23 protein-coding genes and 1 pseudogene are annotated in these 21,011 nt (G+C 63.8%); 16 read left to right on the forward strand and 8 right to left on the reverse strand.

Features of this window, described 5'->3' with window-relative positions; all coding sequences use genetic code 11:
- Positions 1-3 precede the first annotated feature (3 nt).
- From ACFOMF_RS00160 to ACFOMF_RS00170, 3 genes are all read left to right on the forward strand, one after another.
- Positions 4-606, forward strand: a complete 603-nt coding sequence (locus ACFOMF_RS00160) for a Yip1 family protein (RefSeq protein ID WP_386359969.1) — start codon at positions 4-6, stop codon at positions 604-606.
- A gap of 216 nt (positions 607-822) precedes the next feature.
- Positions 823-1,500: a Yip1 family protein gene (locus ACFOMF_RS00165; RefSeq protein ID WP_386359972.1), complete on the forward strand. Its 678-nt coding sequence runs from the start codon at positions 823-825 to the stop codon at positions 1,498-1,500.
- A 27-nt stretch (positions 1,501-1,527) separates the two neighbouring features.
- Positions 1,528-2,022, forward strand: coding sequence for a SprT family zinc-dependent metalloprotease (locus tag ACFOMF_RS00170; RefSeq protein ID WP_386359975.1), 495 nt, complete (start codon positions 1,528-1,530; stop codon positions 2,020-2,022).
- Between the two features lie 6 nt (positions 2,023-2,028).
- Here the strand turns inward: ACFOMF_RS00170 and ACFOMF_RS00175 are convergent, their stop codons facing one another.
- Complete coding sequence (locus ACFOMF_RS00175) at positions 2,029-3,213, reverse strand: MFS transporter (RefSeq protein ID WP_386359978.1); 1,185 nt, start codon at positions 3,211-3,213, stop codon at positions 2,029-2,031.
- A 183-nt stretch (positions 3,214-3,396) separates the two neighbouring features.
- On the opposite strand from ACFOMF_RS00175, the gene ACFOMF_RS00180 reads away from it, so the two are divergent.
- The 3 genes from ACFOMF_RS00180 to ACFOMF_RS00190 all read left to right on the forward strand — a co-directional run bounded on the left by ACFOMF_RS00180 (position 3,397) and on the right by ACFOMF_RS00190 (position 5,095).
- Positions 3,397-4,182: a dienelactone hydrolase family protein gene (locus tag ACFOMF_RS00180; protein ID WP_386359980.1), complete on the forward strand. Its 786-nt coding sequence runs from the start codon at positions 3,397-3,399 to the stop codon at positions 4,180-4,182.
- 71 nt (positions 4,183-4,253) lie between these two features.
- Positions 4,254-4,685: a hypothetical protein gene (locus ACFOMF_RS00185; RefSeq protein WP_386359983.1), complete on the forward strand. Its 432-nt coding sequence runs from the start codon at positions 4,254-4,256 to the stop codon at positions 4,683-4,685.
- A gap of 8 nt (positions 4,686-4,693) precedes the next feature.
- The gene (locus tag ACFOMF_RS00190) at positions 4,694-5,095 is read left to right on the forward strand and encodes an META domain-containing protein (RefSeq protein ID WP_386360295.1); all 402 of its coding nucleotides are present in this window, start codon (positions 4,694-4,696) and stop codon (positions 5,093-5,095) included.
- A 282-nt stretch (positions 5,096-5,377) separates the two neighbouring features.
- Here ACFOMF_RS00190 and dinB read toward each other — a convergent pair whose 3' ends face one another.
- Positions 5,378-6,433 carry a DNA polymerase IV gene (gene dinB / locus ACFOMF_RS00195; protein ID WP_386359986.1) on the reverse strand — a complete coding sequence of 352 codons (1,056 nt, stop codon included), beginning with the start codon at positions 6,431-6,433 and terminating at the stop codon, positions 5,378-5,380.
- A gap of 72 nt (positions 6,434-6,505) precedes the next feature.
- Between dinB and ACFOMF_RS00200 the strand changes: the two genes are divergently transcribed.
- Complete coding sequence (locus ACFOMF_RS00200) at positions 6,506-6,736, forward strand: hypothetical protein (protein WP_386359989.1); 231 nt, start codon at positions 6,506-6,508, stop codon at positions 6,734-6,736.
- A 19-nt stretch (positions 6,737-6,755) separates the two neighbouring features.
- On the opposite strand, the gene ACFOMF_RS00205 is transcribed toward ACFOMF_RS00200, so the two are convergent.
- Entirely contained in the window at positions 6,756-7,142 is a 387-nt protein-coding gene (locus ACFOMF_RS00205) for a PA3611 family quorum-sensing-regulated virulence factor (RefSeq protein ID WP_386359991.1), read from the reverse strand.
- Positions 7,143-7,277: 135 nt separating this feature from the next.
- Here ACFOMF_RS00205 and ACFOMF_RS00210 point away from each other — a divergent pair, with 135 nt between their 5' ends.
- The 5 genes from ACFOMF_RS00210 to ACFOMF_RS00230 all read left to right on the forward strand — a co-directional run bounded on the left by ACFOMF_RS00210 (position 7,278) and on the right by ACFOMF_RS00230 (position 12,664).
- Positions 7,278-8,006 (forward strand): tRNA-uridine aminocarboxypropyltransferase, encoded by a 729-nt coding sequence (locus tag ACFOMF_RS00210; protein ID WP_386359994.1) that lies wholly within the window; start codon positions 7,278-7,280, stop codon positions 8,004-8,006.
- 301 nt (positions 8,007-8,307) lie between these two features.
- Positions 8,308-9,123: an outer membrane protein OmpK gene (locus tag ACFOMF_RS00215; RefSeq protein WP_386359997.1), complete on the forward strand. Its 816-nt coding sequence runs from the start codon at positions 8,308-8,310 to the stop codon at positions 9,121-9,123.
- A 422-nt stretch (positions 9,124-9,545) separates the two neighbouring features.
- The gene (locus ACFOMF_RS00220; RefSeq protein ID WP_386360000.1) at positions 9,546-10,925 is read left to right on the forward strand and encodes a uracil-xanthine permease family protein; all 1,380 of its coding nucleotides are present in this window, start codon (positions 9,546-9,548) and stop codon (positions 10,923-10,925) included.
- A gap of 86 nt (positions 10,926-11,011) precedes the next feature.
- The gene (locus ACFOMF_RS00225) at positions 11,012-11,677 is read left to right on the forward strand and encodes a TetR/AcrR family transcriptional regulator (RefSeq protein WP_386360003.1); all 666 of its coding nucleotides are present in this window, start codon (positions 11,012-11,014) and stop codon (positions 11,675-11,677) included.
- A 39-nt stretch (positions 11,678-11,716) separates the two neighbouring features.
- Entirely contained in the window at positions 11,717-12,664 is a 948-nt protein-coding gene (locus ACFOMF_RS00230) for a LysR family transcriptional regulator (protein ID WP_386360006.1), read from the forward strand.
- A 13-nt stretch (positions 12,665-12,677) separates the two neighbouring features.
- Here the strand turns inward: ACFOMF_RS00230 and ACFOMF_RS00235 are convergent, their stop codons facing one another.
- Positions 12,678-13,622, reverse strand: a complete 945-nt coding sequence (locus tag ACFOMF_RS00235) for a class I SAM-dependent methyltransferase (protein WP_386360009.1) — start codon at positions 13,620-13,622, stop codon at positions 12,678-12,680.
- 127 nt (positions 13,623-13,749) lie between these two features.
- On the opposite strand from ACFOMF_RS00235, the gene ACFOMF_RS00240 reads away from it, so the two are divergent.
- Together ACFOMF_RS00240 and ACFOMF_RS00245 are read left to right on the forward strand one after the other, a co-directional pair.
- Positions 13,750-14,049 carry a YkgJ family cysteine cluster protein gene (locus ACFOMF_RS00240; RefSeq protein WP_386360012.1) on the forward strand — a complete coding sequence of 100 codons (300 nt, stop codon included), beginning with the start codon at positions 13,750-13,752 and terminating at the stop codon, positions 14,047-14,049.
- A gap of 61 nt (positions 14,050-14,110) precedes the next feature.
- The gene (locus ACFOMF_RS00245) at positions 14,111-14,647 is read left to right on the forward strand and encodes a hydrolase (RefSeq protein WP_386360015.1); all 537 of its coding nucleotides are present in this window, start codon (positions 14,111-14,113) and stop codon (positions 14,645-14,647) included.
- Between the two features lie 12 nt (positions 14,648-14,659).
- Here ACFOMF_RS00245 and ACFOMF_RS00250 read toward each other — a convergent pair whose 3' ends face one another.
- Together ACFOMF_RS00250 and ACFOMF_RS00255 are read right to left on the reverse strand one after the other, a co-directional pair.
- Positions 14,660-16,342: a methyl-accepting chemotaxis protein gene (locus ACFOMF_RS00250; RefSeq protein ID WP_386360018.1), complete on the reverse strand. Its 1,683-nt coding sequence runs from the start codon at positions 16,340-16,342 to the stop codon at positions 14,660-14,662.
- 166 nt (positions 16,343-16,508) lie between these two features.
- Complete coding sequence (locus ACFOMF_RS00255) at positions 16,509-16,826, reverse strand: hypothetical protein (protein WP_386360021.1); 318 nt, start codon at positions 16,824-16,826, stop codon at positions 16,509-16,511.
- 219 nt (positions 16,827-17,045) lie between these two features.
- On the opposite strand from ACFOMF_RS00255, the gene ACFOMF_RS00260 reads away from it, so the two are divergent.
- Positions 17,046-17,669, forward strand: coding sequence for an acetoacetate decarboxylase family protein (locus ACFOMF_RS00260; RefSeq protein ID WP_386360024.1), 624 nt, complete (start codon positions 17,046-17,048; stop codon positions 17,667-17,669).
- On the opposite strand, the gene ACFOMF_RS00265 is transcribed toward ACFOMF_RS00260, so the two are convergent.
- The gene (locus tag ACFOMF_RS00265; RefSeq protein ID WP_386360027.1) at positions 17,652-19,124 is read right to left on the reverse strand and encodes a hydroxysqualene dehydroxylase; all 1,473 of its coding nucleotides are present in this window, start codon (positions 19,122-19,124) and stop codon (positions 17,652-17,654) included. The genes ACFOMF_RS00260 and ACFOMF_RS00265 overlap by 18 nt on opposite strands.
- A 238-nt stretch (positions 19,125-19,362) precedes the next feature.
- Here ACFOMF_RS00265 and ACFOMF_RS00270 point away from each other — a divergent pair, with 238 nt between their 5' ends.
- Entirely contained in the window at positions 19,363-20,373 is a 1,011-nt protein-coding gene (locus tag ACFOMF_RS00270) for an SDR family oxidoreductase (RefSeq protein WP_386360029.1), read from the forward strand.
- Positions 20,374-20,469: 96 nt separating this feature from the next.
- Here ACFOMF_RS00270 and ACFOMF_RS00275 read toward each other — a convergent pair.
- Positions 20,470-20,655, reverse strand: a pseudogene (locus ACFOMF_RS00275) (SDR family NAD(P)-dependent oxidoreductase); the annotation flags it as partial.
- Between the last annotated feature and the right edge of the window lie 356 nt (positions 20,656-21,011).

Here is a 21,011-nt window from a genome sequence, read left to right on the forward strand (position 1 = left end):
TCCATGATCAACCACATCTGGGGCCTGATGGCCCATCCGGATCGTGAATGGCAGCAAATCCGAGGTGAAGAAGAAACCATCAGCCACATGTATCTCACCCACGTGCTCATTCTCGCCGCGGTCCCTGCGGTGTCGGCCTATATCGGCACCACCCAGGTCGGCTGGGCGCATACGGCCGGCGGCGCGGCGGTCAAGCTGACGGAAGCGAGCGCGCTGCCACTCACTGTCCTGTCCTACCTTACGATGCTGGTGGGCGTGGCGATCATGGGCCTGTTCATCCACTGGATGTCCAAGACCTACGATGCCCGACCGACCCTGACCCAATGCGTGGTGTTCGCCGCCTATACCGCGACGCCACTGTTCATCGGCGGGCTGGCAGCACTCTACCCAAGCATCTGGCTGGGCATGGCGGTCGGCACCGCAGCGGTCTGCTATACGGCGTACCTACTTTATGTCGGGTTGCCCACCTTCATGAACATTCCCAAGGAGGAAGGCTTCGTCTTCGCCAGTTCCGTGCTGGCGGTAGGACTCGTGGTACTGGTGGCGATCATGGCGGTGACTGTCATTCTCTGGGGCATCGGCATCGGCCCTGTCTATACCAGTTGAGCTTTCTCTCGTGCGCGGGACGGCTTCTTGCGGCCGCCCCGCGTCGCCGCCTGCCCGGCCGTGCCTGCCCCAACAGCGCACCGGCCACCGGAGTGCGACATACAGCCTTCCTTCATGATGAAACCCTTCTGAGTCGCGCCGTCTAACTAGTTAACCGCTTCGCCTTTGGGTCGCGACCAAGCGGAATGACGAATTCCGACTAAAAGGAGATCACCCATGACTGCCCTCTTCGTTCAACTCCTCACCCAGCCCGAACGGGGATGGGCCGACATCCGCAAGGAAGAGGAAAAATCCTCCAACCACTACATCCCGCATCTGTTCATCGGTGCGCTGCTGCCGGCGATCTGCATGTTCATTGGCACCCGCTTCACCGGCTGGAGCCTGGTGGAAGCCGAGCGCATTCGCCTCGACACCCCGAGCGCCTTGCAGCTGAGCGTGCTGATCTACCTGACGATCATCATCGGCACCTACATGATGGCCTTATTCCTGCGCTGGATGTCGCGCCCCTTCCAGGCGCACCCGACCTTCAATCAGTGCGTCGGCTTCATTGCATACATCATCACGCCCTTCTTCATTTCCGGCCTTGGGGCGCTCTACCCCAGTCGTTGGATGGCAATCACCGTGCTGGTTATCGCCGGCGCCTATGCTACCTACCTGCTGGCGGTCGGCTTGCCAGTGTTCATGCGCATCGACAACCGCAAGTCCTTCCTCTACGGTGCCTGCGCCTGGGGTGTGGGGCTGCTGGTGCTGGTCAACATCAAGGTGGGCATGATCCTGATATGGATCCTGGCGCTCGGCCCCACCTACGAGCGCGACGTACTGCAGGACCAGAGTTATCCGATCCGCGAGGAGCGCCCGGTCGAGACACCCGGGGTACGCCCCAGCGCCGAGTGAGGCATAATTCGGCGAGGAGTGCCGAACATGTCAGAACAGTTGCTGCATCGAGTGGAGGCCTGCTATGTGCAGGCCGAAGCTTTTCTCAAACGCCCGTTTTCCCGTCCTGAAGTCCGTCTCGACTTGCGCGGACAGAAGGCCGGTATCGCTTATCTGCAGCGCAACCTGCTGCGCTTCAACCTCAAGCTCTATCAGGAAAACAGCGAGCATTTCCTGAGGCAGACGGTCGCCCACGAAGTGGCTCATCTGGTCGCCCACCAGCTGTTCGGCGAGCGCATCCGACCCCATGGCCAGGAGTGGCAGCGAATCATGCGCGGGGTGTATGGACTGACGCCCGAGCGGTGCCACAACTATCCCATCGAACGGCGCCCGAGGCGGCAGTTTCTCTACCTCTGCCAATGCCCGGATCAGGAATTCGCCTTCAGTGCGCAGCGCCACGCCCTGGTCCTGAAGGGCCGCCGCTACCTGTGCAAGCGCTGCCGGGCGACACTTATGGACAGTGGCCGCCAGCGCCTGGCCTAGATCCGGCTAGAGCCTGCGGGCCTGCCAACCGGCGAGCAGGAACAGGCAGGCAAGCACCGCCAGCAGCGGCAACCAGCCGGCATGCTCCCAGACATAGCCAGAGGAATAACCCACCACGCTCGAGCCCAGATAATAGGCACAGAGGTACAGCGCGGAAGCCTGCGCCTTGGCGCCCCTGGCATTTACGCCGACCTGCCCGCTGGCCACCGAATGCGCCGCAAAGAAACCCAGCGCGAACAGGCCCAGCCCAACCACGATGCCCGCCAGCCAGGGCGTGGCGCAGAGACCGACTCCTGCCAGCATCAGGCCGATGCCACCGAGCAGCACCTTGCGTGGCCCGTGGCGCGGCACCAGGCGTCCCGCCCAGCCAGCACTGAAAATGCCTGCCAGATAGACCACGAAGACCAGACCGATGACGGTGGAAGACAGGTTGAAGGGGGCGCCGGCCAGCCGAAAGCCCACATAGTTGAACAGCGCGACAAAGCCGCCCATGAGCAGGAAGGACTGTAGAAACAATAGTCGCAGCTTCGAATTGCCCAGATGCTCGCGAAAGTTGCCCAGGAGATGGCCGAGCGAAAGCGGCTGGGCGATGAAATGACGGGACGGCGGAAGCAACCAGAGAAACAGCGTAAGGCCCACCAGCCCCAGCCCGGCGATGCCACCCAGGGCCAGTTGCCAGCCGCCAATGTCGCTCAACAGGCCGGCCAGGAGCCGCCCAAGCAACCCGCCCAGCGCCGTGCCGCCAATGTAGAGTCCCATCGCCGCGGGCAAGGCAGCGGGGTCGAACTCTTCTCCCACATAGGCCATGGCCAGCGCCGGCAGACCGCTGAGGGCCAGGCCCAGCAGCGTGCGCAGCGCCAACAGAAGCTCCCAGGAATCGACCAGCATGCAGGCGAATCCGAGCAGACTGGCCAGGCCCAGGGCGATCGCCATCACCGACTTGCGCCCCCAGCTCTCGGCCAACGCCCCGGAAATCAGCAGGCAAACGGCCAGGCTCAGGGTCGTCAGCGACAATGCCAGGCTGGCGCTCGCCGCCGAGACCGAAAAATGCGCAGCAAGGGACGGAAGCAGCGGCTGGACGCAGTACAACAGCGCAAAGGTGGAAAACCCGGCGCAGAACAATGCCAGGGTCGCCTTTCGATAACCCTGGCTCCCTCGCGTGTGGTGGGAAGGCACCGCCTCCTCGTACATCGCTGCCCCTCACATGGACCGCGCCAGCCTAGAAGCTCTGGATTGCGGTCAAAGACCCAGAGACTAGCACAGCAAGCGGTAAAACCTGAGCGACCGGATAGGTCTCTGGCGGATCAGGGGTTCGCCAGAAACGGGGTTAGCGTCTATGGTTCTGGCATGTTTTCCGGCCCAAGGAGCTTTTCGATGCGTCTACCTCTGTTCAGCCTGCTGTTGATCGGCAGCAGCCTCGCCTACGCCGAGGTGCAAACCCAGGAAGTCACCTACACCGCCGCCGACGGCACCAGGCTGGTCGGCTATTACGCCTTTGACGATGCGCTGGGCGAACAGGCCCGCCCCGGCGTGCTGGTGGTACATGAATGGTGGGGCCTCAACGAATACGCCAAGCGCCGCGCACGGGATCTGGCGGAACTGGGCTACAGCGCCCTGGCCATCGACATGTACGGCGAGGGGCGCAATACCGAACACCCCAAGGACGCCATGAGCTTCATGCAGCAGGCTACCCAGGACGCCGAGGCCGCCAAGGCTCGCTTCGTCGCCGCGCTGGACCTGTTGCGCGAGCAGCCGCGGACCGCCGAGCAGATCGGCGCGGTGGGCTACTGCTTTGGAGGCCGGGTGGTGCTCGACATGGCCCGCCAGGGCGTCCCGCTCGCTGGTGTGGTCAGTTTCCACGGCGCGCTGGGCACCGAGACCCGCGCCGCGCCAGGCAATGTCACGGCGCGGGTGCTGGTGCAACATGGCGGCGCCGACAGCATGGTGAGTGCCGAAGACGTCGGTGCGTTCAATGCCGAGATGGTCCAGGCCGACGCCGACTACCGTTTCATCAACTACCCCGGCGCGCGCCACGGCTTCACCAATCCCGACGCGGACCGCCACCAGGCCCACGGCGTCGACGTGGCCTATGACCAACAGGCCGACGAGCGTTCCTGGGCAGCCATGCGCCAGTTCCTGGAGGAAACCTTCGCCCGGTGAACCCCGCACAGGGCCGCGCCAACGCGGCCCTCGTGCTAGCATGGCGCACCTTCGCCCGACCTGCTGCCACCATGCCCGAACACGACTTCCGCTACGCCCTTCTCAACCCTGCCCACACCCTTACCGAATGCCGTGCACTGATGCCGGGACGCTACCAGGTCACCGGTACCGGCGGCTCCGTTCGCCCGGGCGATACCCTGCTGGTGACCCTCAAGGGCAGCCGCAGCCTGTCGCAACGCCTGACGGTGGAGAAGGTCCGTCACCTGATCAATCCGCCCGGTCAGTGGGTAGCGGTAGCCAGCGGACCGGTGTTTCGCGAACTGCGCATCCATCAATGGCAGGTGAACTGCGACGGTTGCGGTAAAACCCTGGATTTCGAGTTTGCCGTCGACGCAGCGCTGGGACAGGCAGCCCAGGCGCCGGCCGCCGAGGCGCGTATCGCCGAACTGGGCTGGCAGGGGGACGGCCGTCACTTCTGCCCCACGTGCAAGGAGAAACCGTGAACAGAGCGCTGCCATCTACCCTGCTGCCCATCTTTCTCGGTGCCCTGATCAGCGGCTGCGCGGTCGATCAGCTGTCGTTGAAAGAGGAGGTCACCTACATAGCCGAATGGATCGGCGACGAGCCGGTGATCGGCCGCCGACCGGTATCGGTGACCTTCAGCGATGGCCGTGCCTATGGCAACACCGGCTGCAACCACTGGTTCGCCGGCTATCAGCTGGAAGGCCAGCAGTTGCGCTTCGAACAGGCGGGCACCACCCGACAGCAATGTGCCGAGCCGATCAGTGATCAGGAGCGACGCTTCCTGGACATTCTGGAGGCGGTGGAACGCTGGGATGTCTCCGATATCGACCAGCTGCGCCTGTGGCCAGGCGAGGGATCGCCGCTTCGCTTCTGGCCCGCCCCGGACTAAGCGTCACAAAACAGAGCAGCGCGCACCGTGACTGTGCTACGCCGCCTCCAGCGTGAGCTCGTTCTGTCCCCGGCCGTTCCCGCCTAGCCTGCTCAGCGTCCCGAATTCCGCGGCCCGTGGACTTTCTCAAGGCCAGAACTGCTTGTTGGCACAGCTTCTGCTTTATTACAAGCAAACCAGTTCTGGGACCCCTGGTACAGGCAGGCCAGGGAGTTCCCTCTTTTATCCTCAGGCGATACCGATGCTCCTCTTCGCTCATACGAGCGAGCCGGGGTGTCGCAGTCAGAACAGCGGCAGTTGCTCGAAGTCCCCCCGCGTATCCACCAGCCTCACCCCCACGCCAATCAACCGCACCGGCTTGAGCCCACGGGCGTAGGCATCGCCCAACAGCCCCGCGTAGGCGTCCAACCCCAGCCCGGCCCCCGCCTGCTCCAGTGTGGTCTGGGTGAAGTCGTGGAATTTGAGTTTCACGAAGGGTTTGCCCGGCCGATAGCCGCTATCCAGGCGCGCAAGGCGACCAGCCAGCTTGTCGAACAGCGCCGGTAACTGATCGAGACAGGCAGCCAGGTCCTGCAGATCGCGCTCGTAGGTGTGTTCTACACTGACCGACTGGCGCCGGCTCTCCAGGCGCACCGGACGATCATCGATACCCCGCGCGAGGCTCCACAAGCGCTCGCCGAAAGCCCCGAACTCGCGCCCCAGCTGCAGGCGGCTCCAGCCGCGCAGATCACCACAGGTTCGCAAGCCGAGCCGGGCCAACTTTTGCGCGGTGACCTTGCCAACCCCGTGCAGCCGCTCCACCGGCAGGTCATGGACAAAACCCTCGACCTGGTCCGGGGTGATGACGAACAGACCATCGGGCTTGTTCCAGTCGCTGGCGATCTTGGCCAGAAACTTGTTCGGCGCCACCCCGGCCGAGACGGTGATACGCAGCTGCGTCCAGACGCGTCGGCGGATGTCTTCGGCAATGCGCGTCGCGCTGCCGGCGAAGTGCTCACAGTCGCTGACGTCGAGAAAGGCCTCGTCCAACGACAGGGGCTCGATGCGTTCGGTGTAGCGGGTGAAGATCTCGTGAATCTGCTGTGACGCCTCGCAATAGGCCTCCATGCGCGGCTTGACGATGAGCAGCTCGGGGCACAGGCGCATGGCGTGCGCCGAAGCCATGGCCGAACGCACACCATAGGCGCGCGCTTCGTAGTTGCAGGTGGAGATGACGCCACGACGGTCGGCCGCCCCGCCCACAGCCAGGGGACGCCGTGCCAGCGACGGATCGTCACGCATCTCGATGGCAGCGAAGAAACAGTCGCAGTCGACGTGGATGATTTTGCGCAGCGTCATTCGAACAACCGGAGCTCGCCGGGGTCGATTGTCAGGATATCTCCGACACAACCCCGCGCCTCGGAGTCTCCTATGAAAAACATGAATCTCGCTGCCCTGCTGCTGAGCGGTCTCCTGTCGGGCCTGGCCGTTGCCGACCAACCCAACGGAGCGTCCAATGGAAGGAAGGTACCCGCGGAACAGTCAGCCCAGGTGGGTGAACAGCATTTCGAGAGACAAGAAACCACGGACGAGCGCGTCAGACAACTGATGCTCGATGATCAGCGCGAGAGCGACGACCAACGCCTGGAAATCAATCCCTGACACCGGTCGCCCTGAAGGCCTAGCAGTCGCTGTTGGAAAAGCGTTCAGTGGTTACCGACTGCTTGCTCTCATGCTGGACGAACTCATAGCGCAGGGTGGCACCTCGGCTCATCAGCTCGCGCAACCCGGTATTGCCGCATACGCTCTGGCTGAGCTGGGCGCGCACCTCACCGGGGTTGTCCCCCATCATCGCCGCCTGCCGCGGCTGCACGCTGATGTGATTGACCAATTCGCTGCCTTCGACCGTGTAGCCAAGATCCAGCAGATCCTCGTTGATGGCCCGCGGCGTGCCGACATTGCTTTGCGCCGCGACCTGATCCAGCAACACATCAAGCTCCGGCGCTGTCTGCGCCTGCGCGCCGGTCCAGACGAGACAGAGCGCGATCAGGGTCAACATGGGTTTCATAGGCACCTCGATTCAGTTGCGTAAAGCGATATCGACCGGCGTCAGTCAGTGCAGGTTCAGGTCGGTTCGCCGGCAGATGGTGCGCCTGCGGGGCCGGCTGCTAGACTGCGCGGCCTCAACCGCTCGATCCATACCATGCCCCACGCCGTAGCTCGCCTGCGAGACGAGCGCCTCGCCCGTAGCGCCAAGCCCTTCATCGCGCGCGGTTCGCGTACTCCACGCTGCCCTCGCTGCCGCATCCCGCACAGCCATTGCCTGTGTGACTGGCTGCCCGCGCCACGGGCCGCTGTCGGCGTGTGCCTGCTGATGCACGACATCGAGGTGCTCAAGCCGAGCAACACCGGCTGGCTGATCGCCGACGTCGTGAGCGAAACCTGGGCCTTCACCTGGACGCGCACCGGGGTCGACCCGCGCCTGCCGGCTCTGCTGAACGACCCGCAATGGCAGCCCTTCGTGGTCTTTCCAGGAGAGTACGCCCCACCACAGCGGGTGACAGACGAAGCCACCGCGGCGCCCGGCAAGCGTCCGCTGTTCATCCTGCTCGACGCCACCTGGACCGAGGCGCGCAAGATGTTCCGCAAGAGCCCCTATCTGGACACCTTGCCCGTGCTCAGCCTGCAGCCCGACGCGATGTCACGCTACCGCCTGCGTCGCTCCACCCGGGGCGAGCATCTCTGTACCGCAGAGGTCGCCGCGCTCTGCCTGGAACTGGCCGGCGAGCACACCACCAGCAGCCTGCTCGACACCTGGCTGGATGCTTTCACCCTTCATTACCTCGCGGCCAAGCGGCAGCGCCCCGTGCCAGCCGACGAACCAGCGCATCACCTGCTCGCTCTTGAGGAAGACCGGCGTGCTTCAAACTGAAGCAATCTGACAATCCGGTCAGCTTTTTGGGGCATTTTTTATTGTATTCGCTACATCATGCCCACCAGAGGCACCTTCCTTTGCCCTGAGAACGCCCAAGCCACGCGGCCTCGCTCGACATGTAGAAAGTTCCCGATTATGGCCCAGTAATTGCTAAGCCACAGAAGCCTGACCGTTTGGACAACTATTTTTCCGCTTCGCCGAAGGCTTGGCAGAGCACAACGCAGGCAACCCCGAACACCAGAAGCCCCTGGCGATCGCGAAGGGCCAAACGCATTATCCTCACAGGAGCACCCGTTACATGAAGCGTCTTTTCTGCACCTCGGCACTGGCGGCCGGCCTCGCATTCTGTGGCTCGACCCTCGCCTCGCCGATGCTGTGGCACAACAACAGCCTGACCTACCTCTACGGCCAGCACTACAAGGTCGATGCGGGCCACATCCAGCAGACCGTTACCTTCGAGCACGCCAGCGGCTGGACCTGGGGCGACGTGTTCACCTTTGTCGACTACAAGTGGTACAACGGCGCCGAAACCGCCAATCGCGGTCGCGGCCGCACCTACTACGGCGAATTCAGCCCCCGGCTGTCGCTCGGCAAGACCACCGGCCGCGACATGTCCTTCGGACCGGTCAAGGACGTACTGATCGCCTTCACCTACGAGCGTGGCGAGACCAGCGACTTCGGCGTCGCCAACCAGAACTACCTGCTCGGCCCGGCGGTGGATCTGGCCGTGCCCGGCTTCGATCGCCTGGCCATCAACACCTATTACCGCAAACCCGACGGCGTACGCGGTCAGGCGGCCGGTCAGTGGCAGATCACGCCGACCTGGGCCATGACTTTCCCTGTGGGCAAGTCCGACATCCTCTTCGATGGCTACATCGACTGGGTGATCAATGATGTCGGTTCGCCGAACCGGGGCGACTATGTGGCGAAAAACCTGCACATCAACCCGCAGCTCAAGTATGACCTGGGCAAGGCGCTGGACTGGAAGCCCAAGACTCTCTACGTCGGCATCGAGTACGACTACTGGAAGAACAAGTATGGCATCGACAACGACGCCGTGCCGTTCGACACCGACCAGAACACCTTCAGCTGGATCGTCAAGGCGCACTTCTGATACGCCTGCCGCCGCCCGCCCCCGCGGGCGGCCCTCTGCCCGGGCCGCCCCTGCTCGAACGCACCTTGACCGTGCACCAAGCCCACCTGAAGCCCCAAGATGAGGCATCCTGCCCGCCGCCTCGGCGCCTAATCCCCCGAATGATGTCGCTGCTGCGGCCTGCCCTTTGCCCGCCCCCTCGTTCGGCTTCGCAAAAGCGCGGCCAAAGCGTTTCAGCACCCTGAACGCCGCCTCTTGCCTCTCACCGCCACCAAGAGGTTGCGCAAGGCGTGACCAGCCGGGCCATCCGCTTGCCGATCGGCCGCAGATCACTCCCCAAAACCTAAACACTTGGTCAGGTTTTTGCAGTAACCCGAGCACCTCACAGACGGGCCACCAAACCCGCAACCACCCTTTCGCGCTCGCCATCCATAGGTACTGCCATGCAAGATCACTCCGGCGCCGACCTGATTTACGGTCTGGAAGACCGTCCCGCCCCTGCTCCGGCGTTTTTCGCCGCACTGCAGCACATCCTTGCCAGCTTTGTCGGCGTGATCACCCCACCGCTGGTGATTGGCGCGGTACTGGGACTCGGCGAACACCTGCCCTACCTGATCAGCATGGCCCTCATGGTCTCGGGTGTGGGCACCTTCATCCAGGCCAGGCGCCCGTTCGGCATCGGCGCCGGAATGATCTGCCTGCAGGGCACCAGCTTCGCCTTTCTCGGCGCGGTCCTCTCAGCCGGCTTGCTGGTGAAGAGCCGCGGCGGCAGCCCTGAAGACATCCTTGCGATGATCTTTGGCGTGTGCTTTCTCGGCGCGTTCGTGCAGATATTCCTCAGCCGCTTCATCGCTCAACTGCGCAAGGTCATAACCCCGCTGGTCACCGGCATCGTCATCACCCTGATCGGGGTCAGTTTGATCAAGGTGGGCATCACCGACATCGGCGGCGGCTTCAAGGCAGACGATTTCGGTGCGCCACTCAACCTGGCGCTGGGCGGTCTGGTGCTGATGATCATCATTCTGCTGAACCGCTCCAGACAGCCCTGGATCCGTCTTTCAGCGATCATTATCGGCCTCGCTGTGGGCAGCCTGGCGGCGTTCTTCAGCGGCAAGCTGGCGCCCCAGCCGCTGCCGGACCTGCCGCTGATGAGCATCCCGCAGCCGTTCAAGTATGGCTTCGCCTTCGACTGGACGGCCTTTATTCCCGTGGCACTGGTGTACGTGATCAGCACCATCGAGACCGTGGGCGACCTCACCGCCAACAGCATGATATCTCGCCGCCCCATCGAGGGACCGGAATACGTGCAACGCCTGCGTGGTGGCATACTCGGTGACGGTGTCGCCTGCCTGATAGCCTCGGTGTTCAATGCCTTTCCCAATACCACTTTCGCCCAGAACAACGGGGTGATACAGATGACAGGCGTGGCCAGCCGCTACGTGGGTCTGTACATCGGGATCATCCTGTTCTGCCTGGGGCTGTTTCCTCTCCTCGGCGCGGTGCTGCAGCAGATTCCCAAGCCGGTGCTTGGAGGCGCCACCCTGATCATGTTCGGTAGCGTCGCCGCCGCCGGCATCCGCATCCTCGCTCAGGTGAAACTGGACCGACGCAACATGCTGGTGATCGCCGCTTCGTTCGGCGTCGGCCTCGGCATCAACGCCCAGCCGGAGCTCCTGCACCAGATGCCCCAGCTGGTGCAGAACCTGTTCGACTCAGCAATCACCTGCGGCGGTATCACCGCCATCGTTCTGGATCTGCTGCTGCCACGCGACGACAGCCGGGACAGCCTGCCCGAAAGCCTCGGCCAGACCCACAAGGCGTGACCCATGCGGGCTGCGACCAACATCGGTATGCTTGCTCGACAGGCCCCATGGCTCGACCAGGTTCAACCGCTTCCAGGTAAAGGATTATGAACACGCTCGAAGAAACGCCATCGCTGTACAGCGCGACAAACAAACGCGCTGGTCGCATCCGGCAGAAGAACGAGGAGATCATTCTTTCCGCCGCGGCAGAAGAATTTGCCCGCTACGGCTACAAGGGCACCAGCATGAACGCCATCGCCCAGCGCGCGAATTTGCCAAAGGCGAATCTGCATTATTACTTCAACAGCAAGCTCGGTCTGTATGTCGAGGTGATGCGAAACATCCTCGAACTCTGGGACAGCGCATTCGATGACCTGACCGCCGAGGACGACCCGGCCGAGGCACTGGCCAACTACATCCGCATCAAGATGGAGTTCTCGCGCAAGGAGCCGCAGGCCTCGAAGATCTTCGCCATGGAGGTCATCAGCGGCTGCGAGTGTCTATCGCAGCACTTCAACCAGGACTATCGCGATTGGTTCCATGGCCGTGCTGCCGTGTTCGAGGCGTGGGCAGCGGCAGGCAAGATGGACCCGGTGGATCCGACCCATCTGATCTTCCTGATCTGGAGCAGCACCCAGCATTACGCCGACTTTTCCGACCAGATCCGTCGGGTCACTGGCAGGAAACGCGTCACCCGCGAAGATTTTGCCCTGGCGACCGAGACCCTGATCCACGTGATCCTCAAAGGCTGTGGCCTGACCCCACCCTCCTGAGGTCTGGGCCCTGCCACCGCCATATCCTGGAACAGACCGATGTCCCGCCGCCTGCGTATCCACTCGCCCGCCATCCACTACTTCGATATGGTGCGTCGCTGTCAGTCGATCCGCGAGGCGGCGCGACGCCTGAACGTCGCCTCGTCCGCAGTGAATCGGCAGATCCTCAAGCTGGAAGACGAGGTAGGCTCGCCGTTGTTCGAGCGACTGCCGGGCGGGTTGCGGCTGACCGCGGCCGGAGAAATCTTCACCCGCCACGTGATCGTGGTGCTTCAGGACAACGCCCGGGTGGCCTCCGAGCTGGACGCCCTGCACGGATTGCGCACCGGCCATGTGGAAATCGCCACTGTTTCCGGAGTCACTACCGACCTGTTGCCCTGCGTGCTGCAGCGCATGCGCGAACGCTACCCGCGGGTCACCGTGGGCATCGTCTCGCTTGGCTCGCAGGCGATTCCCGAGGCGGTGACCGCCGGCGAAGCCGACATCGGCCTGGCGTTCGCCCTGCGCCGCATCGCCGATCTGCAGCAGCTGGGTGTCGGGCATTTCCGGCTCGGCGCCATCGTCGCGCCGGGGCACCCGCTGGCCGATCGGCGCGACGTCAGCTTTGCCACCTGCGCCGAGCATCAGCTGATTCTGGCCAAGAGCGATCTGTCGATCCACCACCTGCTGGCGCCGGTCATCGCACGCATCGCTCCGCGCCACAAGCCGTCCCTCGAGACAGGCTCGGTGGAGCTGGCCGCGCAGATGGTCAAGCGCGGGGCCGGCGTCGCTTTCCAGACCCGCATCGGCATCGAAACCGAGCTGGACAATGGCAGCCTGATCCACCTGCCCCTGACCGATGGCGGCGGAATCTTCAGCGACCTCGGCGTCTATGTGCGCAGCGCCCGCTACCTGCCGGTGGCCGTCGATGCCTTCGTCCGCGCGCTGTGCGAGGAGATCGCCGCTCGCGAGGCGCAGGAGAAGGATCTCCAACCGGACAGGAGCTGAACGCCGGCGTTACTCAGGCATTCTCGCGGGCGAACACCATCGCCTTGAGGCCGCTGTCCGGGTCGATATCGGGAAACTCAACGGGATTTTCCAGACGCTGACGAAACACCAGTCCCGGTGCCTCGGCCGCCATGGCCTCGATGAGAAAGTCAGGTCCCACCTCCGGGTCGTTGACGCAGCTCAGTACCAGCCCCTGCCTGCCGAGCAGCTCCGGCAGGCGGCGCAGCACCCGCGGATAGTCCTTGCCGAGGACGAAACTGCCCTTCTGGAACGAGGGCGGGTCGATGATGACCAGATCATAGGGCCCGAGCTTTTTGACCTTGCCCCAGGACTTGAACAGCTCATGGCCGAGAAAGCTCACGCGATCCACGGCATGTCCGTTCAGTCGGTGGTTTTCGCGGCCGCGACTCAGCGCCGCCCGCGCCATGTCCAAATTGACCACATGCTTCGCATCGCCGGCGATGGCCGCCACGGAAAAGCCGCAGGTGTAGGCAAAGAGGTTCAGCACCCGCTTGCCCTGGGCCTGCGCCTGGACCCAACGCCGGCCATGACGCATGTCCAGAAACAGGCCGCTGTTCTGCCTGACACCGAGATCGAGACGATAGCGCAGACCGTTTTCGGTGATGGTCCATTGCTCGACCGGCTCCCCCAACAGGTACTCCGTATGGCTGTCGGCAAGGTAGCGGTGCTGCAGCAGGATGCCCTGCCCCCCGCCTGCCGCCCAGCCGGGCAGGCCCCCGAGCGTCAGCAGCATCGACCGCAGCTCATCGAGCCACTCGGCCGGAGGCTCGCGAAACAGCTGCACCAGCAACAGACCCTCCAGCCAGTCGATGGTGACCTGCTCGAGTCCCGGCCAGCAGCGACCACGTCCGTGCAGCAGGCGACGTGCTTCGGCGGGAAGTGCGCGCAACCGGTTCTCGAGGTGTTGGCGAAGCGTAACGAGTGAGTCGGGAGTCATGGCAGGCGTCAGAAGGCGTGGCCGCGCAGTGTAAGAGCCCGGCCCTCGCGAGAAAACCCGCAGGCTTTGTCAGTAGCGTCCGGTAGGCGTACCCTCGGCCACTCGCCCATGTCCCCAGGACCGCCCTTTGATACCCATAGTCCCCGTCGAGGAGTCAACGTCGCTCAGTTGCGACAGCTGCCCCGCGGCCTGCTGCCGGCTGGAGGTGATGCTCATCACCGACACCGGCGTTCCGATGCGCTTCGTCGACGTCGACCAGTGGGGCGCCATGACCATGGCGAGGCTCGACGACGGCTGGTGCGCGGCACTCGATCGCGACAGCCTGCGCTGCAGCATCTATGAGAACCGCCCACTGATCTGTCGCGAATTCGAGCTCGGCGCAGACGACTGCCTCGCCGAACGCCGCGCGCACGGCGCAGGGGTTTGACGCTGACCATGCAGCCGCAAGCGGCGCGATGGTGGCCTTCCATTGCCCTGTCGAAACCACCATGCTGATCAAGGCCGACCGATCCCTGCTCCTGCTTGTCGATCTGCAGGAGCGTCTGGCTCCCGCGATTGCCGACTTCGAAGCCGTGCTGCGGCACAACTTGTGGTTGGCGGAACTGGCCCGGCGCCTGAACATCCCTCTGGCGGCGACCGAGCAATACCCTACCGGTCTGGGTCCGACGGTTTCCGCGCTGGCAGAAAAGCTTCCGCCAGGGAACACCCTGGAAAAGATCCACTTTTCAGCTGTGGCAGACGGGTGCCTGGCCGCCCTGCCCGACCGACCGCAGATCGTCCTTACCGGCACCGAGGCTCATGTCTGCGTCCTGCAGACGGCACTGGAACTGTTATCCAGCGGCAAGGAGGTCTTTGTGGTGGCCGAGGCAGTCGGCTCCCGAGCCCCCCGCGATCGCCAGCTCGCCCTGGAGCGAATGCGCCAGGAGGGCTGTCGCATCGTGTCGCGGGAGATGGTCGCCTTCGAATGGCTCGGGCGTGCCGGTACCGAGCAGTTCCGCCAGATTCACCGGGAATTCCTGCGCTGACCGGCACCGCGATCAGATGCGGAACTGTCGCACCAGGCCTCCCAGACGGTCGCCAAGCGCAGCGAGGTTTCGTGCGGTATCAGCGCCGTGCTGGGTGTCCGCCGCCACGCTTTCCACCGACTCGGCGATCTGATGAACGCTACGATTGATCTCCTCGGCCACAGCGGTCTGCTCTTCCGCGGCGCTGGCAATCTGCGCGCTCATCCCATTGATGGTGCCGATCAGCCTGGCGATGGCGTCGAGCGACGACCCGGCCTCGTTGGCCTGCTCGCTGCTGGCGTCACCCGCCTCGCTGGAACGGCCCATGGCAACCACCGCCTGTTGAGCGCCCTGCTGCAGACGGTCGATCATGCCCTGGATTTCCTGGGTGCTTTGCTGGGTCCGGCTGGCCAGCGCCCGCACCTCATCGGCAACCACCGCAAAGCCGCGTCCGGCCTCGCCCGCACGGGCCGCCTCGATGGCCGCGTTGAGCGCCAACAGGTTGGTCTGTTCGGCAATCGAGCGAATCACATCAAGCACGCTGACGATGGCATGGACATCCTGCTGCAGACTGTCCAGTGACTTGCCACTGGCGCGGATATCGTCGACCAGTGCATGAATCTGGCGGATGCTGCCATCGACCACGGCCTTGGCCTTCTGACCTTCCCGGTCGGTCTCTTGCGCGGCCTGGGCCGCACCCTGGGCGCTGTGGGCGACCTCCTGGGCAGCAGCCGACATCTCGTTGATCGCCGTGGCGACCTGGTCGGTTTCCAGGCGCTGCGCCTGCATGGCCCGCTCGGAACGCTGGGACTGCGCCGCCACTTCACTGACCATGCTTGTCAGCTGGCCGGTCATGTCCGTGATCTGGCTCACCATGCCGTGGATCTTGTCGACGAAGCGATTGAACGAGCGCGCCAGCTCGCCCAGCTCATTTTCACCCTGCTCCGGCAGGCGATGGGTCAGATCGCCCTCTCCAGCCGCGATGTCGTCGAGCTTGGCCTTGATCACCTGAATCGGGCGGGTTACCGAGTTGCTGATCAGCACACCGGCAAGGCCCAGGGCGATCAGCAACACCGCGGCGATTCCCAGGATGCTGGCAAGAATGGTATTGACCCGCGCCTCGAGGTCCTGCCGTACAGCCTCGATGGCCAGTTCGACCCCGTCGAGGTTGACGGCGGTGCCCAGGGCCATGTCCCACTTGGGCAGGTAGAAGCTGTAGGCGAGCTTGGGCACCCTTACGTTTTCGTTACCCGGCAGGGGCGATGAGTACTCGACGAGGTAGGTGCCGTTCTTGGCCACGGCGACCAGTTCCCGGTTGACGAAGACGCCGTTGGGATCGCGCCGCTCGCTGAGGTTGGCGCCGATGTCCACCGGACTGTCGCCGCGGAACAGCCGCACCACGTTGGAGTCATAGGCGAAAAAATAGCCGTCGGTGCCGAATTTGATTTTCGACAGGATGGCGATCGCCTGGGCGCGGCTGGCCGTGTCGCCCGAATAGGCGGGCTCGTAAAGATGACTGACGCTGCCGACGCCAATGCGGATGTAATCTTCGAGACGATCACGGCTTTCCTTGAGCAGGCGTTCCCGGGTCAGCTTGACCTCGTGCTCGGCCATGTCGCGGAGAATCTTCGCCGCCGCGCCACTGAGCACCAGAGCGAAGAGGATGACCGGCACGACGGCCAGCAAAAGTACTTTTATCTTCAACGTCATACGCATAGCGGCAGTTCTCGGGCGGGAGTAGTGATTGCTCCCACAAGATCGGCCGCAACAGGCAGAACTGGAATTTTTCGTTCAGGTCATGGATGAGCGGGGCCAGCCGCACCGCTCGACCGCTGTTCTGCCTGTCCGCGGAGATGGCCGTGGCATCCCCGCGACCCCATGACTAGCCGAACCGCCGCTGAGGCGGATCCTGGCGCGTAGCCGGGGTAAAGGGGTGCGTGTCCACACCGTCGGAAAACAGCACGCCGTCAAGCTGACCGCTGCGAACCAGGATCAGCAACTCGCGTCGGGTGTCGAAGATCGTTTTCAACAGATCCCGGCGCGAATTCATCGAAGGCAGCGGCTTCTCCAGATAACGGCCGTTGGCGCGATCCAGCACCACGACCAACCGCAGGCCCTCTTCATCGTCCAGGCATTTGCTCTCAAGCGGTAGAAAAGAATGCTCCAGGATGAACCTGGCTTCTTGTTTTTGTAAGGTCATGACCATGCCTCATGTGGATGCTGCGTTACTGACAGGAATGACCGTTTTTTATATAGGGTAATTCTTGGCTGAGAATGGACGCGCCATCGGTTCTGAAGTTCCCTGCGGCGAGAACAATCTCCACCAGAGCGCCCTCCAATGCGCGTTTGTCTGTCGCAGATCAACGAAACCTTTGTAATGTCGCGGCCTTCACGAAGAAAACAGACTGAGCGGACAGCCATGAACGAGACGCCATCCCAGCCGTTTCCTCCTGCCCCCTGGCACCTGCAGGGCTCGGCCTGTGCATCGCTATGGCAGGTCGCGGCCGCCAGCCTGCCGCAAGCCGGCCCGGCGCCGCTGCGACTCGCGGGTCGCCTGCTGGTCCTGACCGTCTGGGCCCGCTACACGGAAGGCACCCTCGCCTATGACGAACTGGCCCTTGCGGTACTGCAACGGGCCCGTCCCGCGCCCTCGCTGACGGTCGGGCCGATCTGGGTCAGCGACAGCCACGCCGCCGCCGGGGGACGAGCGCTCTGGAGCATTCCGAAGGTCCTTGGCGAATTCACTACATGCACCAGTGATCGCCGCTTTACCGGGCAGTTGAGTCAGGCGGGAACGGCGATCGCGACGCTGGAATTCACCTCCCGTATGGCACTGCCCGGGCGGCTGCCCCTGGTTGGCCATGCCCTGCAGCGCGGAGCCGCCGGACACCTTTGCAGCGCCCGATGCAGCGCACGCGGGCGGCTGGTACTGGGCAACGCTGCCTGGGACTTTTCGGCCGAGGGGCCGCTGAGCTTTCTCCGGGGTCGGCGGCCGCTGGCGAGTCTGCGGCTGGAGTCGTTGCGGCTAGTCTTTGGTACCTGAACCGCGCAGGCGCCGCAACAGCGCACCCAGTCCGCCTGCCACTGGCGGAGGCAAGGCCAGGCTGGCGACCCGCCCTTGCGCTGCCAGCACCGCTTCGGCGGCCAGGGCACCGGCGCGGGTAGCGCCTTCCATGCAGAACGGCAATCCGGTATCGACCCAGTCCCCGGCAAGCAACAACCCGGGCTCGATACGGGTCGCTGGCCGCATCGTTTCGCAACCCGGGCGCGCGCACGGGATCGACATCGGGATGCGATGCACCGAGGCAGCGACGCGGCGAGTGTGCTGCAGCGAAGCAAACTCGCCGATCTCGCGCTCCGTCGCCTCGACCAACTGCCCGTCACTCAGGTCCGCCACCCGATCGCTCCAGATGATGTTGCTGGCGATCAGCGACCCCTCGCCGGGGCGGGTCTCGCGGATATTGGCGAGGTCATAGAAGTCGGTATTGAACCCTTCCGGCGACCAGGGTCGTGCCCAGAACCTGGCGTCGCCGAGGTGCTTATCGAACCACAGGTAACAGCTGACATAAGGGCTCGGCTCAAAGCGGCGGGCGACGGCCGCGAGCCCGTGCGTATCGGCAAGCAGAGCGGGAATCGCGGTCGGCGACACCGCCAGTACCACCGCCTGGGCCTCGACCCGGCCACCCGTGGCCAGCGAGACTCCGGCCACCCGCCCGCCGTCTCGCCACAACCCGGCCACTGCGCAGTCCAGCCGCACCTCGCCACCCAGGTTCTGGATACGCCGTATCGCCGGCCAGGCATAAAGGTCGCTCAGCCCCACCCTGGGAAAGCCGAACGCCATGTCGTCATGCCCAAGAGCCTGTGCGAACAGACGCATGAGCGAGGCCGCCGAGCACTGCTCGACAGGAAGGTTGAGCAGCGCAATGGCGGCGCTTCCCCAGAACCAGTCGATGAAGTCGCGGTGCACGCCGGCTTCGAGCAGGTATTGCAGGCCGGTCCGATCATCCAGCGCCATGATTTCGCGGTCGCTGGCAGCGAGCATGCCCCAGGCGAGCGGTATGTTAGATAGGAGGTGGCGCAGCGGCACCGCCCGCAGGATCGCCGGCAGGCTGCGCAGGTAATTGAAAGGCGCCGGGCCAGGCCCGAGCCTGAAGCGCAGCTGCTGGCCACGGTCCTGTAGCCGCAGCCACTCGTCGGTCTGCCAGTAGACCAGATGCGCTGTCCCCAGGCGCTCCAGCAGGGCGCGCATGTTGGCGTACTGCCTGAGCATGACATGCGGGCCGATATCCACCGCGTCACCGGTGATCGGATCAGCCCAGCTTCGTGCACGACCGCCCGGCACCTCACTGGCCTCCAGTACCTGTACGCGCAAGCCGGCCTCGGCCAGCAGCATGGCGCAACAGAGCCCGGCAATACCGGCACCGACGACGACCACGTCAGGCTTCGACAGCCATGCCTGGCTACGGCAGTTCGTTGGATCGGACGTGGTGCTGGGCATGGTGCACTCCTGGCAGTGGCGTCTTATCCGGCATCAGGCAGCCCCCGATGTTCCAGCCCGGTGATCGAAGTGCAGCGAGGCAAGCCGTCGTGGTGCCCTGGCCGCCCGCGCGAGCGCTTCGCCTGGCACCACTAACCGGACGGGCAGCCTTTCCGCCGGAACTCCAGGCTGCATCGCCGACCGAATCCTGTATGGCCAGCCCACGCCGTCTCCCCGCACAAACCGCAAGGAGTTCTTGATGAACACCCATCGCTACAAGCCACTCAACGAACAGATCATCGTCATCACGGGGGCGACGTCAGGTATCGGGCTGGCTACCGCCATGCGGGCCGCCAAGGAAGGGGCCAGGCTGGTTCTGGCCGCACGTAACGAGGAAGAGCTCAAGGCAAAATGCGAGGAAATCGAGCAGTCCGGTGGCCAGGCGACCTATGTAGTGGCCGATGTGGGGGTAAACGAGCAGGTGCAGCGGATCGTCGACAAGGCGGTCGAGGTCTTTGGCGGGTTCGACACCTGGATCAACAACGCCGGTGTGGTGGTCTTCTCGGAACTGCAGAACCTACCGATCGAAGATCACCAACGGGTATTCCAGACCAACTACTGGGGCGTGGTCTATGGCTCACAGGCCGCACAACAGCACCTCAAGACCCGTGAAGGCGGCGGCACGCTGATCAACATCGCCTCGATCAACGCGCGGATGCCCGTGCCGATTCTCGGCGCCTACTCCGCCAGCAAGGCCGCGGTCAAAGCCTATTCCGACGTGCTGCGCATGGAGTTGCTTCATGAAAAGGCACCGGTCGAGGTCACCGTGGTGATGCCTTCCGGGATTTCTACGCCGATCTCTGATCATGGGCGCAGCTACCTGGAAGATCGCGGCAAGGTCATGCCGCCCCTGTATGACGCCAACCTGGTCGCCGAAGCCGTTCTGACCGCGGCCCGGAAAAAGGTCCGTCAGATCACCGTGGGCGAGACCGGCCAAGCCTCCATACTGGCCTGGAGCCTGTTTCCCTCGATCATGGACCGGGTCATCGGCATGGCGTTGCCCAAGGTGCAGTCCAGCGGCAAGCCGAAACTGCCGAGCGATAATCTGTACACCGCAGGCGAAGACGGCCACGTCTACCTCGACGATGAACGCCACGGCCTGACCATCAGCCCGTACACCAAGGCGCGCCTGCATCCGGGCATTCCTCTGGCCATGGGCCTGGTGGCCGCCGGCGTTGTGGCGATGACGGTCATGACACGACGTAGGTAGACGTCTCCGGAGCCTCGCTCACTGCACTGCCGAATGGCGCCTTGGAGCCGTTGACGTAGCCCAGCAGAATTGGTCCGCAGGACCCGGTCGTAGCCCCACCAAGCCACGACCACCAAGCTGTTCGCACTCGGATAGGGTTTCCTTCAGCGCCTCTTCGCGTCTGGCTGCCAGGATCACCGTGGCGCCCAGCTTAGCGAAGGCGCGCGCCGCTGCCCGCCCGATCCCGCCTGAAGCTCCGGTTATCACAACGACTGCACTACGAAGTTTGTTACGTCTGGACATGGGATGGCTCCGCTAGTTGAACCAGGAATCTTCTTCTCTAGCTAGGCACCCCTTCACTTTATGGTTCAGGTCATTGTGACCAACGGTCAGCTCGATAAGTAACAAGGACAACAGTCGGTCATCCAACCTGAAGAATAAATCAGAAAACAAAGCCAGACGAAGGCATCGCGGCCGAATACAAACAAGAGTCGGTAATCACACTATCGGAAAACTTTGCCGATCGAGCGGCGGCAGAGTTCACGACCGGTAGCGCAGCCATGGCGGCTTGGAGGACAAAGGGGTATCGGGCTAGCCTGATGCTAGCACAATGCCTGTCGCCAATATTAGAACGGCAGTATACCGGCAGTGATCTCGAA

Source organism: Stutzerimonas tarimensis, from assembly GCF_042648805.1.
In the GTDB taxonomy this organism is placed as follows: domain Bacteria; phylum Pseudomonadota; class Gammaproteobacteria; order Pseudomonadales; family Pseudomonadaceae; genus Azomonas; species Azomonas tarimensis.

What these genes read in the sequence shown, in the direction of transcription:
- ACFOMF_RS00160 (WP_386359969.1), top strand. Translation starts at nt 4, where the DNA reads ATGATCAACCACATCTGGGGCCTGATGGCCCATCCGGATCGTGAATGG.
- ACFOMF_RS00165 (WP_386359972.1), top strand. Translation starts at nt 823, where the DNA reads ATGACTGCCCTCTTCGTTCAACTCCTCACCCAGCCCGAACGGGGATGG.
- ACFOMF_RS00170 (WP_386359975.1), top strand. Translation starts at nt 1,528, where the DNA reads ATGTCAGAACAGTTGCTGCATCGAGTGGAGGCCTGCTATGTGCAGGCC.
- ACFOMF_RS00175 (WP_386359978.1), bottom strand. Translation starts at nt 3,213, where the DNA reads ATGTACGAGGAGGCGGTGCCTTCCCACCACACGCGAGGGAGCCAGGGT.
- ACFOMF_RS00180 (WP_386359980.1), top strand. Translation starts at nt 3,397, where the DNA reads ATGCGTCTACCTCTGTTCAGCCTGCTGTTGATCGGCAGCAGCCTCGCC.
- ACFOMF_RS00185 (WP_386359983.1), top strand. Translation starts at nt 4,254, where the DNA reads ATGCCCGAACACGACTTCCGCTACGCCCTTCTCAACCCTGCCCACACC.
- dinB (WP_386359986.1), bottom strand. Translation starts at nt 6,433, where the DNA reads ATGACGCTGCGCAAAATCATCCACGTCGACTGCGACTGTTTCTTCGCT.
- ACFOMF_RS00200 (WP_386359989.1), top strand. Translation starts at nt 6,506, where the DNA reads ATGAAAAACATGAATCTCGCTGCCCTGCTGCTGAGCGGTCTCCTGTCG.
- ACFOMF_RS00205 (WP_386359991.1), bottom strand. Translation starts at nt 7,142, where the DNA reads ATGAAACCCATGTTGACCCTGATCGCGCTCTGTCTCGTCTGGACCGGC.
- ACFOMF_RS00210 (WP_386359994.1), top strand. Translation starts at nt 7,278, where the DNA reads ATGCCCCACGCCGTAGCTCGCCTGCGAGACGAGCGCCTCGCCCGTAGC.
- ACFOMF_RS00215 (WP_386359997.1), top strand. Translation starts at nt 8,308, where the DNA reads ATGAAGCGTCTTTTCTGCACCTCGGCACTGGCGGCCGGCCTCGCATTC.
- ACFOMF_RS00220 (WP_386360000.1), top strand. Translation starts at nt 9,546, where the DNA reads ATGCAAGATCACTCCGGCGCCGACCTGATTTACGGTCTGGAAGACCGT.
- ACFOMF_RS00225 (WP_386360003.1), top strand. Translation starts at nt 11,012, where the DNA reads ATGAACACGCTCGAAGAAACGCCATCGCTGTACAGCGCGACAAACAAA.
- ACFOMF_RS00230 (WP_386360006.1), top strand. Translation starts at nt 11,717, where the DNA reads ATGTCCCGCCGCCTGCGTATCCACTCGCCCGCCATCCACTACTTCGAT.
- ACFOMF_RS00235 (WP_386360009.1), bottom strand. Translation starts at nt 13,622, where the DNA reads ATGACTCCCGACTCACTCGTTACGCTTCGCCAACACCTCGAGAACCGG.
- ACFOMF_RS00245 (WP_386360015.1), top strand. Translation starts at nt 14,111, where the DNA reads ATGCTGATCAAGGCCGACCGATCCCTGCTCCTGCTTGTCGATCTGCAG.
- ACFOMF_RS00250 (WP_386360018.1), bottom strand. Translation starts at nt 16,342, where the DNA reads ATGCGTATGACGTTGAAGATAAAAGTACTTTTGCTGGCCGTCGTGCCG.
- ACFOMF_RS00255 (WP_386360021.1), bottom strand. Translation starts at nt 16,826, where the DNA reads ATGACCTTACAAAAACAAGAAGCCAGGTTCATCCTGGAGCATTCTTTT.
- ACFOMF_RS00260 (WP_386360024.1), top strand. Translation starts at nt 17,046, where the DNA reads ATGAACGAGACGCCATCCCAGCCGTTTCCTCCTGCCCCCTGGCACCTG.
- ACFOMF_RS00265 (WP_386360027.1), bottom strand. Translation starts at nt 19,124, where the DNA reads ATGCCCAGCACCACGTCCGATCCAACGAACTGCCGTAGCCAGGCATGG.
- ACFOMF_RS00270 (WP_386360029.1), top strand. Translation starts at nt 19,363, where the DNA reads ATGAACACCCATCGCTACAAGCCACTCAACGAACAGATCATCGTCATC.